This is a genomic window from Polyangium jinanense (assembly GCF_028435265.1).
Taxonomy (GTDB): domain Bacteria; phylum Myxococcota_A; class Polyangia; order Polyangiales; family Polyangiaceae; genus Polyangium; species Polyangium jinanense.
In genome coordinates this window covers 1-14,982 of record NZ_JAGTJK010000087.1, presented here as the reverse complement: position 1 = coordinate 14,982, position 14,982 = coordinate 1, and the positions used below count along the sequence as shown (strand labels likewise).

17 protein-coding genes are annotated in these 14,982 nt (G+C 65.9%); 4 read left to right on the top strand and 13 right to left on the bottom strand.

Annotation, left to right across the window (positions count from 1 at the left end; genetic code table 11):
* Positions 1-53: 53 nt before the first annotated feature.
* The 11 genes from KEG38_RS51770 to KEG38_RS51720 all read right to left on the bottom strand — a co-directional run bounded on the left by KEG38_RS51770 (position 54) and on the right by KEG38_RS51720 (position 7,707).
* Positions 54-839, bottom strand: coding sequence for an SDR family oxidoreductase (locus KEG38_RS51770; protein WP_272428347.1), 786 nt, complete (start codon positions 837-839; stop codon positions 54-56).
* A gap of 19 nt (positions 840-858) precedes the next feature.
* Positions 859-1,305 carry a hypothetical protein gene (locus tag KEG38_RS51765; protein ID WP_272428346.1) on the bottom strand — a complete coding sequence of 149 codons (447 nt, stop codon included), beginning with the start codon at positions 1,303-1,305 and terminating at the stop codon, positions 859-861.
* 64 nt (positions 1,306-1,369) lie between these two features.
* Positions 1,370-2,065: an SDR family oxidoreductase gene (locus tag KEG38_RS51760; protein ID WP_272428345.1), complete on the bottom strand. Its 696-nt coding sequence runs from the start codon at positions 2,063-2,065 to the stop codon at positions 1,370-1,372.
* A gap of 17 nt (positions 2,066-2,082) precedes the next feature.
* The gene (locus KEG38_RS51755) at positions 2,083-2,685 is read right to left on the bottom strand and encodes an antibiotic biosynthesis monooxygenase family protein (protein ID WP_272428344.1); all 603 of its coding nucleotides are present in this window, start codon (positions 2,683-2,685) and stop codon (positions 2,083-2,085) included.
* An 8-nt stretch (positions 2,686-2,693) separates the two neighbouring features.
* Positions 2,694-3,323: an antibiotic biosynthesis monooxygenase family protein gene (locus tag KEG38_RS51750; RefSeq protein WP_272428343.1), complete on the bottom strand. Its 630-nt coding sequence runs from the start codon at positions 3,321-3,323 to the stop codon at positions 2,694-2,696.
* A 42-nt stretch (positions 3,324-3,365) separates the two neighbouring features.
* Positions 3,366-3,971, bottom strand: a complete 606-nt coding sequence (locus tag KEG38_RS51745) for an antibiotic biosynthesis monooxygenase family protein (protein WP_272428342.1) — start codon at positions 3,969-3,971, stop codon at positions 3,366-3,368.
* Complete coding sequence (locus KEG38_RS51740; RefSeq protein WP_272428341.1) at positions 3,968-4,618, bottom strand: antibiotic biosynthesis monooxygenase family protein; 651 nt, start codon at positions 4,616-4,618, stop codon at positions 3,968-3,970. The genes KEG38_RS51745 and KEG38_RS51740 overlap by 4 nt, the downstream gene beginning before the upstream one ends.
* A 34-nt stretch (positions 4,619-4,652) precedes the next feature.
* Entirely contained in the window at positions 4,653-5,579 is a 927-nt protein-coding gene (locus tag KEG38_RS51735) for an aromatase/cyclase (protein WP_272428340.1), read from the bottom strand.
* A 72-nt stretch (positions 5,580-5,651) separates the two neighbouring features.
* On the bottom strand, positions 5,652-5,831 hold the full coding sequence (locus KEG38_RS51730; RefSeq protein ID WP_272428339.1) for a hypothetical protein: 180 nt from the start codon (positions 5,829-5,831) through the stop codon (positions 5,652-5,654).
* A gap of 733 nt (positions 5,832-6,564) precedes the next feature.
* On the bottom strand, positions 6,565-7,260 hold the full coding sequence (locus KEG38_RS51725) for a hypothetical protein (protein ID WP_272428338.1): 696 nt from the start codon (positions 7,258-7,260) through the stop codon (positions 6,565-6,567).
* 57 nt (positions 7,261-7,317) lie between these two features.
* Positions 7,318-7,707 (bottom strand): hypothetical protein, encoded by a 390-nt coding sequence (locus tag KEG38_RS51720; RefSeq protein ID WP_272428337.1) that lies wholly within the window; start codon positions 7,705-7,707, stop codon positions 7,318-7,320.
* A gap of 571 nt (positions 7,708-8,278) precedes the next feature.
* On the opposite strand from KEG38_RS51720, the gene KEG38_RS51715 reads away from it, so the two are divergent.
* Positions 8,279-9,187 (top strand): trypsin-like serine protease, encoded by a 909-nt coding sequence (locus KEG38_RS51715; protein ID WP_272428336.1) that lies wholly within the window; start codon positions 8,279-8,281, stop codon positions 9,185-9,187.
* A 335-nt stretch (positions 9,188-9,522) separates the two neighbouring features.
* Here the strand turns inward: KEG38_RS51715 and KEG38_RS51710 are convergent, their stop codons facing one another.
* Complete coding sequence (locus tag KEG38_RS51710) at positions 9,523-10,425, bottom strand: hypothetical protein (RefSeq protein ID WP_272428335.1); 903 nt, start codon at positions 10,423-10,425, stop codon at positions 9,523-9,525.
* 234 nt (positions 10,426-10,659) lie between these two features.
* Between KEG38_RS51710 and KEG38_RS51705 the strand changes: the two genes are divergently transcribed.
* Both KEG38_RS51705 and KEG38_RS51700 read left to right on the top strand, forming a co-directional pair.
* Positions 10,660-11,268, top strand: coding sequence for a hypothetical protein (locus KEG38_RS51705; protein ID WP_272428334.1), 609 nt, complete (start codon positions 10,660-10,662; stop codon positions 11,266-11,268).
* 74 nt (positions 11,269-11,342) lie between these two features.
* Positions 11,343-12,125: an alpha/beta hydrolase gene (locus tag KEG38_RS51700; RefSeq protein ID WP_272428333.1), complete on the top strand. Its 783-nt coding sequence runs from the start codon at positions 11,343-11,345 to the stop codon at positions 12,123-12,125.
* Between the two features lie 308 nt (positions 12,126-12,433).
* Here the strand turns inward: KEG38_RS51700 and KEG38_RS51695 are convergent, their stop codons facing one another.
* Complete coding sequence (locus KEG38_RS51695) at positions 12,434-13,645, bottom strand: ATP-grasp domain-containing protein (RefSeq protein ID WP_272428332.1); 1,212 nt, start codon at positions 13,643-13,645, stop codon at positions 12,434-12,436.
* Positions 13,646-13,724: 79 nt separating this feature from the next.
* On the opposite strand from KEG38_RS51695, the gene KEG38_RS51690 reads away from it, so the two are divergent.
* A complete protein-coding gene (locus KEG38_RS51690) occupies positions 13,725-14,849 on the top strand; it encodes an endonuclease/exonuclease/phosphatase family protein (protein WP_272428331.1) in 1,125 nt (374 codons plus the stop codon).
* The last annotated feature ends 133 nt before the right edge of the window (positions 14,850-14,982 follow it).

Genomic DNA, 14,982 nt, shown 5'->3' with positions numbered 1-14,982 from the left:
GGAGCGATGGGTCAATTGCCGCGCACGGCGCAGGACCGGTCGATCATAAAACGCTAGTAGTTGCCGAGCCCCCCACAGATGTTGATGGCCTGCGCCGTGATCCCTCTCGCCCGATCGGAAGCCAGGTAGGCGACCATATCTGCGACCTCCTCAGGTTCGATATAACGCCCGATCGGCACTCGTTGCTCGATTCGCCGCTTGGCCTCGTCGGTGCTGACGCCCCAGATCCCGGCGTACCCGCTCCGCGCCTTCGCGGCGAGGTCCGTCTCGACGAAGCCGGGGCATACCGCGTTCACGGTGATTCCCTTCGGTGCGAGCTCGAGCCCGAGCGACTTCGTGAAGCCGATGATGCCATGTTTCGACGCGCTGTAGGCCGCCGCGTACACGACACCCTGCTTACCCCCGGTCGACGAGATGCTGAGGATCGTCTTGAGAGTATCAGGCGGGTTATGGTTGAGCACCGCCTTGGTCGTGTAAAAAACGCTGTCGAGGTTCGTCTCGATGATCTCTCGCCATAGCTCATCGCTCGTCGAGGCCGTCGGACCGCCTCCTCCCCGCCCAGCGTTGTTGACGAGCAGAGAAATCCCGTTCCAGCGCTCGATTGCGTTGCGTACCGCCGTGACGATGGCTTCCGGCGACCTCACATCGCACACGTGAATGGAGGCAGATCCACCGGCGCGTCGGACTTCCTCTGCCGTCGCCGCGAGCTGCTCCTCCGACCGAGCGACGAGGGCGAGCTCATAGCCTTCCTCCGCCAGCCGAAGAGCGACGGCCTTGCCAATTCCACGGCCTGCGCCGGTGATACATGCTGTCTTCTTGATTTTCTTCTCGTTGTTCATCGGTTTTCCTCGGAAGCCGTTATGTTCTGGCCGGCCTGAACCTCCCTGAGAGCCTGAAGCCGTCCCGTATCATGCGCGAGAGAAGGAAGACATTCGTCGCGCCTGCCGCGAGCTCGATGATCTGAATGACGACGAACGTCACGCCGAAGGAGCCGGCGCTGGCGAGGCGATAAAGCACCAGTGCCGAAGGAACCAGGATCAAGAGGCCGTTCGCAGCAATGAACTTCATCCGCCTTCGTTTTGCATCGATCAGCCTCCCCTTCCGATTGGCGCTCAGCGAGTTTCCCGTGCCTCCAGCGATAGCCATTGCAGGAATGAGCACGCCGAGGCCAAACAGGATGAACCGCTTGACCGCCACGATGAGGCTGTGGTTCCCCGTCAGCTCTGCGACCAAGGTCGAGGTCATGAATGACGCCACCGTCGTGATTGCAACCCCACCGGCGACGGCGTGAACTGTACGTTTCATTTGTTGAATTTAGCACGGGTTGATGTGTTGATCCAATGCCGACGGTCCGTCGCGTACGCTTCCTTCAAGCGGGTTTACGGCCGATCACGAGCAGATCGACGAGCGCGGCAGGAGATAGAGAGAGGACGAACTCGATGGCCCGGCGTATGTCTGCAGTCGTTATCATCTGTTCCGGCCGGAGGCCTGAACCAACCGCCATATCTGTGTCGACAGCGTCCGGACATAGCGTCGTGACCTTGATGCCTCTGGGCAACAGCTCCCGCGCCAGGGACCGGCTGTAGCCGACCAGCGCGTGCTTGCTGGTCGCATAACCGCCGACGGCCGCGAACGGCTCCACGCCGGTGATGGATGCGATGTTGAAGACGTGGGCCGAGCCCGCCGCGGCCAGCGCGTCCAGACAGGCGATACACACATTGTGGACCGCCTTGACGTTGGTCGTCAGCAAAGCCTCGAGGTCGCCGACGCTGATGCTGCTGGTGCCAAAGCGGAATATGCCGGCCGAGTTGACCAGGACGTCCAGACGCCCGTATCGCCGGAGCTCCACCTGAAGGGCGGCGCGCGCCGCGTCGAAATCGCACAGATCGACGGCGACGACGCTCGCCGCGACCCCGAGCTCCCGGCGCAACGCTTCCGCGTTTTCGGCCAGCTTCGCCGCGTCGCGGGCCACGAGGATGAGATCGAACCCGCGTTCGGCGAACCAGCGCCCGATGTCTCGTCCGATTCCGCGGCTCGCGCCGGTCACGAGCGCCACCTTGGACATGTTGGATCCTTTGCTTCTCACTGGAACTCGAGGCTGTGCGTTCGCGCGCATAGCGATGGGTGAAGCCGGTATTGCATCGATCTTTCCCGGTGGCGGTCGTACGCCTTGTCGCCCAGCGACTGCTTGAAGTCTCCAGCGCTGCGCCACTGCGATACGTTGAACAGCCCGTACTTGGTCGACGGGGCGGCGGAACGAAACAGCCGGGCATTCAAGAAGCCGGCATGGGCTGTCATGTGGTTCTTGGCTTTGTCCCACATATTCAGTACGTCCGGGATCTGGTCCTCGTTGATCTCGAATGGGTTGATCAGCCACACATGGCCGGGCAGCGCGGGGGTCAGCTCGGACAACGTGATCCTCACGCGGCACTTCGTGCCTTCGACAGCAAATGCCGCGTCGTCGCTCGAGGACCCCTCGCGCAGCGCCGCGTCGTCGACGTCGTCGCTGTCGAATCCATAAACGGAGAGGAGCGCGTAATCCACGTCGCGGATCGGCTCGATGACTTCGAACAGCTCGGCCGTCCGCAGGTTACGCGGCGCCCGCAGGGCGAGCGCGCGCTCCTGCCAGCGTGCGGCATAGCTGGGCGCGGCGGCGGCGGCGACGACGTCGATCCAGTAGATCATACCTGACCTCAGCGCTCCCGTGCCGTATGCAGTGCGATACGGCGATTCAGATACAACGAGAAGTCGGCCTTGAACGGCTCGACGACCTTCGTGAAGCGATTGCTGCGGACCGCGTCGAAGAACGCCTCACTGCTCTTCCACTCGGCGATGTTCATGAACTTGACCTCGCCAGCGAGGTTCCGGCTCCGGAACAGGCTGGAATTCACGTACCCGGGGAGCCGGCTCATATGGCGCGCGGCCTCGGCCCACATGGCGGCATAAGCCGCCATGCGGTCCTCGGGCAGGTATACGACGTCGACCAGAACCATATTGTCGGAGGGCGGGTTGAAGAGGTACTGGGAGCCATCGACCAGATCCATCTTGAACCCTGTGAACTTGGTGCCCGCCGCGCTCAAGACGGCGACCAGCGCCTGATCTCGCCTGACAGCCGAGCGGGCGCGCTCCCAGTCCTCGTCCGAGCGCCACCGGCAGATGCTCGCCATCTCGCAGCTCGCGCGTGGCGTGATCGTCTGGAAGCTCTCGAGGAGCTGCCCCCCCTGGAAGCCTGGTTGTTCGGACAGGAACGTGCATACGGCGTTCCATGCGCTCGTCGACGCCGAGCGATTGGATGTTTGAAGGAGATCGATGACCGTGACCATGACAGAACCCTTTCGCGGCAGGCGGGCGTCGGCCCGAGCGGATCACCCGGTTTTCGTGATTTCCTCGGCGACTCGCGAGAAGCAAATCTGGAACATCCCTTCGAATGGGGCGACGAGCTGCCTGTAGTCCTTGCCCTCGAGTTGCCTCGAAAATGCGTCCTCGTCTTCCCATTCGGCGCGGCTCACGAAGTAGTAGGTATCGTTCTCCGGGTGATAGCTCTCGAAGAGCTCCGCGGAGATGAACCCGTCGCGCTTGGCCATCAGATCCCTCGTCGCGCCCCACATCCGCGCGATCTCCGCGGCCTTGGGCTGCAGGATGCGATAGGCATTGGTGATGACGAGGTGCGACGCCCGAGCCGGTTGCTCGACGAACTCGCTGCGCTCGACGAGCCCGTAGAGGGCCACCCCGCGATTCGCCGCCAAGGGCAGCCTCTGGCCCGACGCCTGGGCCTCGTAATAGGCATTGATGTCGTTCCATCGGACGATGCTGACCAGGTCGTATCCGAAGGCATTGATGCGTTTGTAGACGACGTGGAGACGGGCGTTCAAGAACCCTCGGCGCGCGACCAGCTCGCGAGCTGCCGCGGTCCAGGAGCGCTGAAGGCCCGCGACGTCGTCTGTCTCCACGATATCGATTCGCGCGATCATCTGGACATCACCTGGGCCTCGAGGACCGGACGTTGTCCCTGTGAGCTTCCGACGCGGGCGAGCATGATCTGGCTTTTCGGCTTGAAGCCGCCGCTGATGATGCCTTTGAAGGCGGGGCGCGCGAACGCAGCCTCGAACGCCGGGACGCTGGTCCAGCGCGCGACATTGATGAACCAGCCGGCGCGATCGCCGGACACAGCCTCGAACAGGCGGCTCCAGACAAACCCGGATTGGGTCTCCATGAAGCCCGCCGCGCGCTTGAACTGATCGAGGAACCGTTCTCGATCCTGCGGCGCGAGCGCGCACAACGTGATGAGCAGGATGCCGGTCGGGCGCGCCGTCGAGTCGACCGCGACCTCCTCACGATGCTGGCCGCGAGCGCGAAACGCGCCGCGCGTGGCGAGCCTGAGCGAAGGATACGGCGAGGGGGTGTCGACATACCCATTCTCGAGATGCCGCTCCGGGCCCGTCGAGACCATCATGAGATCGTAGGGGGACCTCCGATAACCATCGCGATCGAGATTGTCTTGCTCGATGGCGACGGAGAGGCGCGCGCGCCCGCGCCCCCGACGCTGGAACGGCGCGCTCGCCATGGCGCTTTGAAACTCCTCTGAGGACATCGCGTAGAAGTCGAACTGGGTGAGCATGCTGTGCATCCTTTTCTGGTCTGCCGAGAGGGGGTCATGCTCGCGTCGTCGCCGCGAGCTTGCCTTGGATCGCCTTCATGGTGCCGAGGCTGTTGCGGTTGATGGCGGCCTCGACCTGCTGCTTGGCCACGTCGATATCCTTGTCGGCCCAGTACGACGGGTTCAGCACGACCTCGTGCCAGGACACGACCTCGACGCCCTCGGGCGACTCTACGACCGTCCAGCGACCGCGATGCTCCCGGAGGGCCGGGGGCGGCTGTGGCTGGAAATACTCGATTCGATCCTTCGATAGAACGCGGATGCTGCGGATGCGCTCCTCGCGCTCGCCGACGCGTACTACCATGACGAACTCCTGAAACGACCCATCGTTGTAGAGCATATCGACGCCGTCGCAATGCTCCAGGAGCCAGGGCCAGCTCGCGGCGTCGCCCAGGAGCCGCATGATCAGCCCAGGGGGCTGCTTGATGACCAGAGCCTCCTGGAACTCGTGGCGCCATTTCTCACGTTCCACGCGCGCACCAATGGCGGCGAGCTCCTTCATGCTATTGGTCTCCACGGTCTTCATCATGAACCGAGCTGCCTCCTCGTGCGTATTCACCCCCTCGACGACGCCGCTGACATCCTCGGCGATCTCGAAATCGTGGGTGAGCGTGACCCTGCAGCCGGTCGCGGTTTTCTCGAAGCTCCACATGCCGTGCATGGAGCGCACGAGCGGCGACGGCTTGCTCTGCGCGAAGGAGATCAGGCGGTGCTGGCGATCGATGCTGCGCACCGATTCCCAGGAGAAGACGCCGTTGTTCGCGCGGGCGGTGAGGGCGATCTTCTGGCGGGTGTCGGTCTCTTCGAGGACCTTCGCGCACAGGCAGGGCGGAAAGATTTCAGGCCAACGACTTACATCGAGGCCAATGCGGAAGGCCAGCTCAGGGGGGCACGCCATGTCGATCGAATGCTTCGTCTTCATATCAATATCTGTTCGATATGCGCTCGGAGAGCGCCTGGTTTCGGAGGAATCGTCATGCCCGGCCGTGCCGGGTCAGCGCTTGTGCGGGTGAGCGGCGCGAGGGCTCCCGCTCGGCTGAGGCGAGCGCCCCGTGGCGCGCTGCATCTCCACCGTGACGGCCTCGATCAGCTCGGTGATGAGGGAGAGAAGGATGGCCACCTCGTACCCCTGCGACTGCAGGTTGCGGACGAGCGATTTGGCCAGGATTCTCATGGCGCGTTCGCTGGTCTCGTGGTGCGATGGCGTCCTTGCGAGCGCGAGCGGTTCCGCTCCTTGGAGAGGAAGGGTCGTATTCATTGGGTCTCGCCTGTTGGTGGATCGGCGTATGGCGCCGGCAGAGGCCGGAGCGTCGTCCACACGCATCCGCAACCCCTGTGCCAGGCGTGCCCGCGAGGAGCGGCAGCGCATGTTTACTGCCTTTTACGAGGGCGCCGATGCGTGCCCAGGAGCGGCCTCGAGCGCACCACCTCACGGCTGCTTGCGTGATTGCGCAAGGCACCGGCGCCCGACGATCGCCGGGCAAGCAGGTCCATGCTCCCCCCGCTCGGGCGGCTCGGTCCTGACCCGAGGGCCGAGCTCGCCCCCGAGGCGGGCGCGGAAGCGGAGGCAAAATGCGGAGGCAAAAGTGGAGGCAAAAGCGGAGAGGGCTTCCTCAGGCGCCTGCGTTGCCTTGCCGCAATCCCGCGGAGGCAGACTCGGGCGCATGAGCCGCGCTCTGCGAAGACGCAACCCGTCCCCTCAGCCGCCCGCGTGGCCTCCCGCATCCCCGCGGAAGGCTCCTCAACCGGGTGAGGCGTACGCCGGCCTCCTCGCGGAGGCCTACGCAGCCGTCTGAGTACGCCTCCGCGGCATCACGAACGGGCACTCGGACGCCTGACGAGGCCTCCGCGTCATCGCCGGCAAGCCAGTCGGACGTCAGACCCCCGATCCGCACATCGGCCGCCCGTCACGGCGCAACCGGCTCCTCGGCCGCCTCCTCGGGCGTCGCCTCCTCGGCGCTCCGGGCCGGCTTGCGCCAGGGAAGCGTGAACAGCGCGGTCTTCTCCCGATCCTTGAGGATGCTGTGAATCATGCCGAGCTGCGCCTCCCGGGCCTGCGAGAGCTCGGACTTGTAGAGCGTCAATGCCATCCGCCCGCTCTGAAGCGCCACGCGCGTCAGATCCTCGGCCTTGTCGGCGCTGCGGAACTCGGCGAGCTCCTTTTCGAGCCTCCCGAGGAACGCCACGCGGATCGGATCGTTTTCGGGCAGCACCCGCAGGTTGGAGACGGCCTCGTTCGCGCGGTCCGTGAAATTGCTCGTGCCCAGGCGGCGCAAGGTGGAGGGCGCGTCGGGCAGGAGCTTGGCGACGTCGTAGCTCTTGGCCGACATCGTGCGGCGCAACTCGGTATACACATCGACGACGTCGAGCTTTTCGATGTCCTCCATCGCCCGCGCCCGGACCTGATCATCCTCGGCGCTTTGCAGCGCCGTACGGCGCGCATCGATCTGCAAGACGATCGCATTCGCCTCGGCGCCGACGTCCGCGAGCCCCGGATGACGCGTCGCGAGAGCCGCGCACATCGCCCCGCGGCGCAAGAAGTCGGCCCGGTAGATGTCGACGGGAGTTTCCTGTATATACGTCTGGTAGGTATTCTTCGCCATGGCTGTAAGCGAGCACGCTACCGAGGGACCGTCGCAGGTGTCAAGGGGGCGATCGAGCTACGCGTTGGGGTCGACGATGATGGTGGTCGTGTTGTCGATGTCCCCGTCGCCATCGAAGTCGATCATGATCTCGTGCTCTCCGGGGGGCAGGGGATGCAAGAGCGTGGCGAAGCCGAGGGCCACGAATTGTCCCGATAGCAGGGCCGGATCCGTTTCACCGAGGATGTTGTCCGCGGGCAAGACATACTCCACGGGTCCCGTCTCGATCGCACGCAATGACACAAACTCCCCGTCGACGGTGACCACCGGCGTTCCGAATCCAAGCTGGGCAGCCATCTCCTCGGCACACGCCCGCAGCTCCTCTTCCGTCGCTTCGGGGTCGCCTAGTTCGGTCGCGCTGCACTCGACCGTAACCCCGAGGACGAATATCTTCGTGCCGGGCTTCACCGTGCACGTGATCTCTTGAGTTCCCAGGGACGCGAATGGCGCGGTTACGCCCCCAAGGTCGAGGCAGGGATCGCCCCCTGCGAGTGGGTTCTCGGGGGTCGGCGTCTCGAGCACCGTGCGCCACAGAGCTCCGAGCAGAGCTTCGAGCGTTTTGTCCGGGAGGGCAGAGGCCGAGGGTGTCGCGACGCCAAGTGCAACCACGGCGGCCAGCAGGCCACGACAAAGAATTGACGTGGCGACCCATTTGGATGACGCGACGCCCGCAACGGCGGCGCGAAAGCATGACAAGCGCATGACTCCCCCCTTTGCACGCAGCAAAGCACTGCAGCGGGCCGGATCATGGACTTCGAATGGGGAAAGTCAAACCAGAGATACGATGGGGCCGGACGTGCGGAGCGGACCCGCGCCCCGCGAACCCGGCCCCGAAAAAAAATCGTTCACATCTGCCGAGGCGCGCAACTGTCCTCTCGAAGGTCGCGGAGAGCGGCGCATGTGGCGCCTCGCTCCGCTGAACGACGACCCCCGATGGAGGACGATCCCCATGCACACGCACCATGCCAAGAGCCGCACGATGAAGACCCTTTCGATGCTTGCCACCCTCGCCGGCGCCTTCGCCATTTCGGGCTGCGTCGCGGAGAGCATCGAGGAGAGCGACGCGCTCGACGAGCGGGTCGACGTCGCCGAGCAGGAGATCGTGAATGGTAGCCCCGGGTTCGCCAAGAAAGCTTCTTTCTCGGTGGTGTTCGATCAGGGCCCCGGCACGCAGGAGAGTGGCTGCTCCGCCGTCGCGCTGACCACGAAATGGCTGCTCACGGCCGCGCATTGCGTGTACGACGCGAACGGGAAGCTGTACGCGAACGCCTTCGCCCCGTTCGCAGGATCCATCGATCGGATCGTCCCGCATCCGGCTTTTGCGCCTTACGCCGCCTCGACGAGCGCGCCGCCCCTCGGTGTCCCCGACGTGGCCCTGCTCCGGCTCGTGGTGCCCCTCAATCTGTACAGCGACGACTGCTCGTATGCGCCGAACGATTGCTGGAAGTCGCCGGCGGGTGTCCCGATCCCGGTCAACGCGACGAGCTCCGGGTACGCCGTCACGAGCTATTACCCCACGTTCGCCATCGCGCCCTCGAGCATCGTCTGCGATGGATCCGGCGGCGGCGCGAGCGGATTCACGCCGAGCCATGGCGTGTTCCCTACGGCCGACACCTACTTCGAGGGCGGGTATTACCAGGCGATCCTCCCGAACGCGGCCGGCCAGACCATGACGAGCGGTGACTCGGGTGGACCGTGTTACTTCAACACGGGCGCGCGGAACGCGAGCACCCTGCTCGCCCTCACCAGCTCGATCACCACGGTCGGCGGTCAGACCGTGAGGACGAACGCCGTCATCACGGGATACGTGGCGAGCTTCATCGACTCCGTCATCCCGCAGAACGACCGGGTCCTCGTGGTCCCGAACGATCCGGGCGCCGGGTTGTAGGCGCCAAGCCGCCGCGCCGGGGCGCTGCCCCGGACCCCGCGGGGGCTGTTCGCCCCTCGACCCGAACCAGGGCAAGCCCTGGACCTCAGGGGGAAGAACTGCGCGATGCGCAGTTCTTCCCACAGAGACAGCGTTGCCAATCGAAATGCAGCGCGGCTGTCTTGGTTGGCAGACCCGCTCGCCGGTCTTGACCTGGCTTGTTCGATGAACTGCGCATTGCGCAGTTCATCGACCCCGAGTCCAGCGCTTGCGCAGGCCCCGGGTCCAGGGGCGGACAGCCCCGGTGGGGCCTGGGGCAAAGCCCCAGCGAGGCTGTTCCCAGATAAAACCTGCGATCAATTGCCTTTGCAGACGTCGGCGCAGGTGTCCGTCGCATCGATACACGCCGAGGACGCGCAGTCCGAGTCGGTGAAGCAGGGCGCGCCGGCGGCGCCGAGCGGCGCGCACATGGCGCCTTTGCACGTCGTGCCAGACGCGCAGTCGTCGTCCGACGTGCATGGACCGCCCGCCTGCTCGCGCGTCTGACACGTGCCGTCGTCGGCGCAGCGAAGCTCCGCCTCGCAGTCGCTGCTCCCCTTGCACGACCCGCCCATGGCGAGCCGCGGCGCGCATGTTCCCGGGTCGGGCGACGAGGGCTGGTCACACCGGAGCGCCTCTTCGCAGTCGAACGGCGACGTGCATGGCTCTCCGGCCACTGCCCTCGCTTTGCACGCCGACGAACTCTGCCCGCTCGAGTCGATGTTGCGCAGGCAGCGGTCCCGGACGCAGTCCCAGTTCGTGCCGCAGGCCTCGCCCTCGGGTGCGGAACCGTCCCACGCATCGGGGCAGGACGGCGTGGACTTCTCGTCCACCCCTAAAAGCGCGCCGAAGAATTCAATTCCGGCGCAGGGGGAGGCGTCGATCTCGGCGAGGCACGCCTCCGCCTTTTCCGGGACGAAGGTGCCGTTCACCTCTTCTCCTCCGCCGTTGAAGGCAACAAAAATCGCTTTGAGGTTCGAGGCGCACGCGTCGGCGGAGCTCGCGTCCAAGCCGCGCGCGGCTCGGGCCGCTGCGTCGCAGCACGCGAACGTGCGGTCGCAGACGGCCTTCACATACCTGGAGAGAAAATCGCTGCCTGTCGGATCCGGCCCTCCGCTGCTCCCCGGCGTCTTGTCCTCCTTGCATCCGGGCGCGGCCAACATCGCGACGGCGACGGCCGAAAGGAACGTCACGAGCATGACAGGTCGATGTGTGCGCATACGAACCTCCTGGAGCCGATCTTATATGGAAACAAGCCTAGGATCATTCTCCCTGAAGCAGTGGACGGGGAGTCCACAACCGAAGCTGGAGTGAACTCCCCGTCCACAGCTACGTGTCGGTGGTGGCGTCGGAGGCAGCGGCGGAGGCGGTGCATCGGGGCTCTTCGGGCTGGCACGATGGCTGCTGGGGGCGCGTGCACGGTTCATCGAAACGTTTGCCGGAGAAGACATGGCATGCTCAGACAACGAGCCCTCGGGCGCGAAGTGCTCGTGACAATGCGGTTTCACGTTCTCGTCCTCGTGGTTTGCGCCGCGTTCGTCGGCTGCGGGCCTCCCCCGCCGCGCTTGGCCGCGGAGAACTGCCCGGTCGCCATGGTGAAGGGGCAGCCCTCGCAGATCACGCTCGTCTCGAGCGCCGAAGGGGTCTCGTTCGAGCCACCGAAGACCTGTAGGGGCTCGTATCCGGACGCCCCAGAGTATTACATCCGCGTGCACGGCCACGGGACGCGCCGGATCGATTACAGCATTCGCGACCCAAATGAATGCGACACCCACGACGCTGACCCCGTCGCGTGCCCGAAGGTGCACTTCATGGCGATCGGCATGTCGGTGCTCGGGGCGATGACAAAGACGCTCGGGGAGAGGAACGCCGATACCTTGGGGCTCGGGGCCTGCGCCGACTCGAACGCGCCGCTCGAACAGTGGAACATGTCGAGCCGCATCCACGACTTCCGCCACGCCAACGAGGCGCTCCGCATCATCGACGCCGAGCTCCGCCTCTGGGACATCGGGGACGACTGGGGGCTGTCGGTGAGCGGGATCCCATGCGCGGTGCTCTTGTAGGCGCGCGGTAGGACGTCGTCCTGTCGCATCATGTCGGCCACCTGCCGCGCTCGGACTGCTAACGTTGCACGTCGATGAGCACGAAGAACCGAAGGACGACAGTCATACTCCGCGCACTCTGCTGCTGCCTCGCGCTCGCGTCGTTCGCGTGTGCCTCGCGTCCGCGCGCGAGCCCCACACCGGCGCGCGCGGAGGGCACGCTCGCGGGTTATCACTACCTGACGTTCGTGACCGGCGGCGCGAGGTCGACCGATGCGCTGCCGCTGATCGTCGGGCTGCACTATTCCAGCGCGACGCCCGAGACCATCCGCGCCGATTTCGATCAGATCGACATTCCCGCGCGAATCGTCCTGCCTCGCGGCAAGTACCCGCGGCGCAGCGGCTATTCATGGTTCCCGTCGAGTTATGGCGAGCTCGCGGCGGACAAGCAGGCCAAGCTGACGTTCGAGGTCAAGGATGAGGTGCTCGCGTTTGTCGAGGCGGCGGCCCATCACGACCCGACCACCGGGAAGCCGGTCCTCGTCGGCACGTCGTACGGAGGCGATCTCAGTTACCTGATCGCGATCCATCACCCGGACCGGGTCGCCGCGGTATTCCCAATCGCAGCGCGGTTCCCGGCGGAATGGTTGCCCGCGACCAGCACCTGCCGGCCGAGTTGCCCGCTCGTCTACGCGATGCATGGCGAAAAGGACGCGGTCGTGCCGATCGACGGCGCTCGGCGCGCCGCCCAGCAGCTCACCGAGCTGGGCCATCGCGTCGAGCTACACGAGTACGCCGGCATCGCCCATGACTTCAGCGCTCAGATGAAGTCCGACTTCACAGCGCAACTCCGCGCCGTGCTCTCGGCCGCGCGCTGACCAGACAGCAGTCTGCAAAAAGCGCTGCCGCGAGGGACCACGGAGCGGGTTTCATGTGGAATGAAGCTGCGAATGCTGGCCGCCGGCGCGGATTGCGCAGTAGCAGCCGACCCCACGAGGGGTGGTGGCCCGGGCAGGGCGCGCGCGTGTTCGGGATACGCACGCACGTTGGCTGGACGTTCTATGCCACGACGCGCGCCGCTCAGAATACGGCGACGGCGCAGATCTGGCCCTGAGCTCGACTCCGTCATCCCGCAAAACGACCGGGCCCTCGTGATCCCGAACAACCCGGGCACCGGATACCAACGTTATTCGAGCTCGACCCGCAAAATCTCCACCGCCCGCTTCAGCGCCCGCGCCACGAGCTCCGTGTCCTCGTGCCGCAGCATCACGAATCCCACGCCGTCGTAGGCATTGCCTTGCTGCTGCCCCGGCGTGGGCAGGCGCGCCTCGACCACGAGCGAGCCGATCTCCGCGTTCGCCTCGGCGATCCCGTGCACCGCCTTTACCCGGCCCGTCCCCGCGCCGCGCAGGTATGCCGCGCCCACCGCGTATTTCCGCTCGGGCACCTCGAACGTGTCGTCCACCATGAGCTTCGCCCAGGCATGGTGGAAATCCACGTCGTGCGCGTGCGAGAGCAGCGTCATGAAATGCGCGCCGGGCGGGCGCGCGCCGATCTCCGAGACCGCCACGCTGCCGTCCGGCCGCTGGAACCATTCCATGTGCGTGAGGCCCGTCGTGAGCCCGAGCGCGCGGACCGCGTTTTCGCCCGTCTCCCGGATGAGCTGGTACGCCGGTACGTCCACGTGCCGCGGGGAGAGGACACACCATTGCATCCACGGGTTTTCCATCACCGTGAGCGGCGACGGCCAGTACTTCGAGATCGAATACCAGACCATGCGGCCGCCCACCGTCACCGCGTCGAGCGAATGTTCCTCGCCCCGCAAGAACTCCTCGAACAGGACGGGGTCCGCTTCCATCCGTGCGAGGTATGCATCGAGGTCGCCCTGCGTCTCCAGGCGGAACGTGTCGACCGAGCAAGCGCCGGCCGGAGGCTTCACGACGACCGGGAGGCCGACCTCGGCGATGAAGTCGAGGGCCTCTTCGCGGCGGTGGGCGAGGCGGTGGCGCGCGCAAGGGACGCCTTTGCTCTCGAAGATGGTCTTCATCACGGCCTTGTCGCGGAAGTTCCGCGCGACCTCGGGCGACATGCCCGGCAGGCCCAGGTCGGCGCGGACCTCGGCGAGCGGCTCCTGGAGCGGTTCGAGCGAGCCGATGAGGCGATCGATGGGCCCCATCTGCCCGGCGATCCCCTGGACGCCTTCGGCGATCTGGCGCGGATCGAAGGCGTTTTGCACCTGCCAGTGACCCGAGATGCGGTCCTTGATCGAAGGCGGGAGCTTGTCGGCGGGATCTTGGGCGAGGATGCCGAGGCGAACGCCGGGCACGTTCGCGGTCCCGGAGACGAACCTGAGAGCGCCCTCCGTGACGAACGGCAGGACGAAGACCACGTTGCGCATGGCCGGCAGACTACAGGCGAGAGGCCGGTCCGGAAATCCTTTTGACACCCCGATCGCGCAAGCATAACCGAGGGGGGCGATGACCCGCTCCGACGTGGTCCCTTCTCCCGGCTCTCGCGTGGCGCCCGACGGCTCGGTGACCTTCGCCTACCGCGACGAACGCGCGTCGAGCGTGCTCGTGGCCGGCGACTTCACCGGCTGGGGCAAGGACCCGATCCCGCTCGTGAAGCGCGAAGGCACGGATCTCTGGGTGCTGACGACGCGGCCGCTGCCCCGCGGCGTACACGCGTACAAGCTCGTCGTGGATGGTCTTTGGACCGCGGACCCGGCAAACCCGCTCGATGTCGACGACGGGCTCGGGGGCCGGAACTCGGCGTTCGTCGTGGGAGGGCGGAATCTCGGGGATCCCGGGGCGATCCGCGTGCTCTCGTTGAACCTGCACACCTACCAGGAGCGGGGGCTCAGGGAGGGCGTGGTGGTGAACGATTCGATCGCGAAGATCGAGCGGATCGCGTTCGGCGTGGCGACGATGGGGCTCGACGTGTTGCTCTTGCAGGAGGTCGGCGAGCACGTGTCGAACCCGGCCGAGCCGAACGCGGGGCGACTCTTGCAGGAGCACCTCGAGCGCTTCACGCGGCGGCGCTGGGAGCACGTGTGGAGAGAGGCTCACATCGGGTTCGACGTGTACCGCGAGGGGTTGTCGATCCTGTCGTCGGGGCCGATCGAGGACGTGACGGTCTTGCAGCTCAGCGAAGGCCCGCTCGCCCGCATCGCGCTGCTTGGTCGGACGACCGTGAAAGGGACGAAGATCCGGGTGGGGACGACGCACGTGTCGTGGGGATCGGATGGCGGGACGCAGGTCGCGCGGCTGCTCGCCGACGTCGCCCGGCTGCCAGCGGGGGATCACGTGGCGACGCTTTTTGCGGGGGATCTCAATGGTAGCCCCGAGGATCGGCAGGTCGCGTCGTTCGTGGAGCGAGGGTATACCGACATCGGAATGGCCACGCGGAACGTGTGGCCCACGTTCGGGGAGAAGACGCTGACGAGCCGGATCGATTATCAGATGCTGCGGGCCTCGGCGGGCCGGCGCGCGGCGCGAATCGAGGCGTTCGTCCGGGTGTTCGACGGCGAAGGGCCCGAGGACGGGCTGCATCCGCGGGTGAGTGATCACGCGGGGATTGTCGGCGCGTATCGCTGGGATTGAGGGATCTCATCGGGGAGGCGCTGCGCTGGGGCGTTGCCCCAGGCCCCACCAGGGGCTATCCGCCCCTGGACCCGGACCAGCGCAAGCGCTGGACCCGGGGTCGATGAACTGCGCGATGCGCAGTTCATCGAAC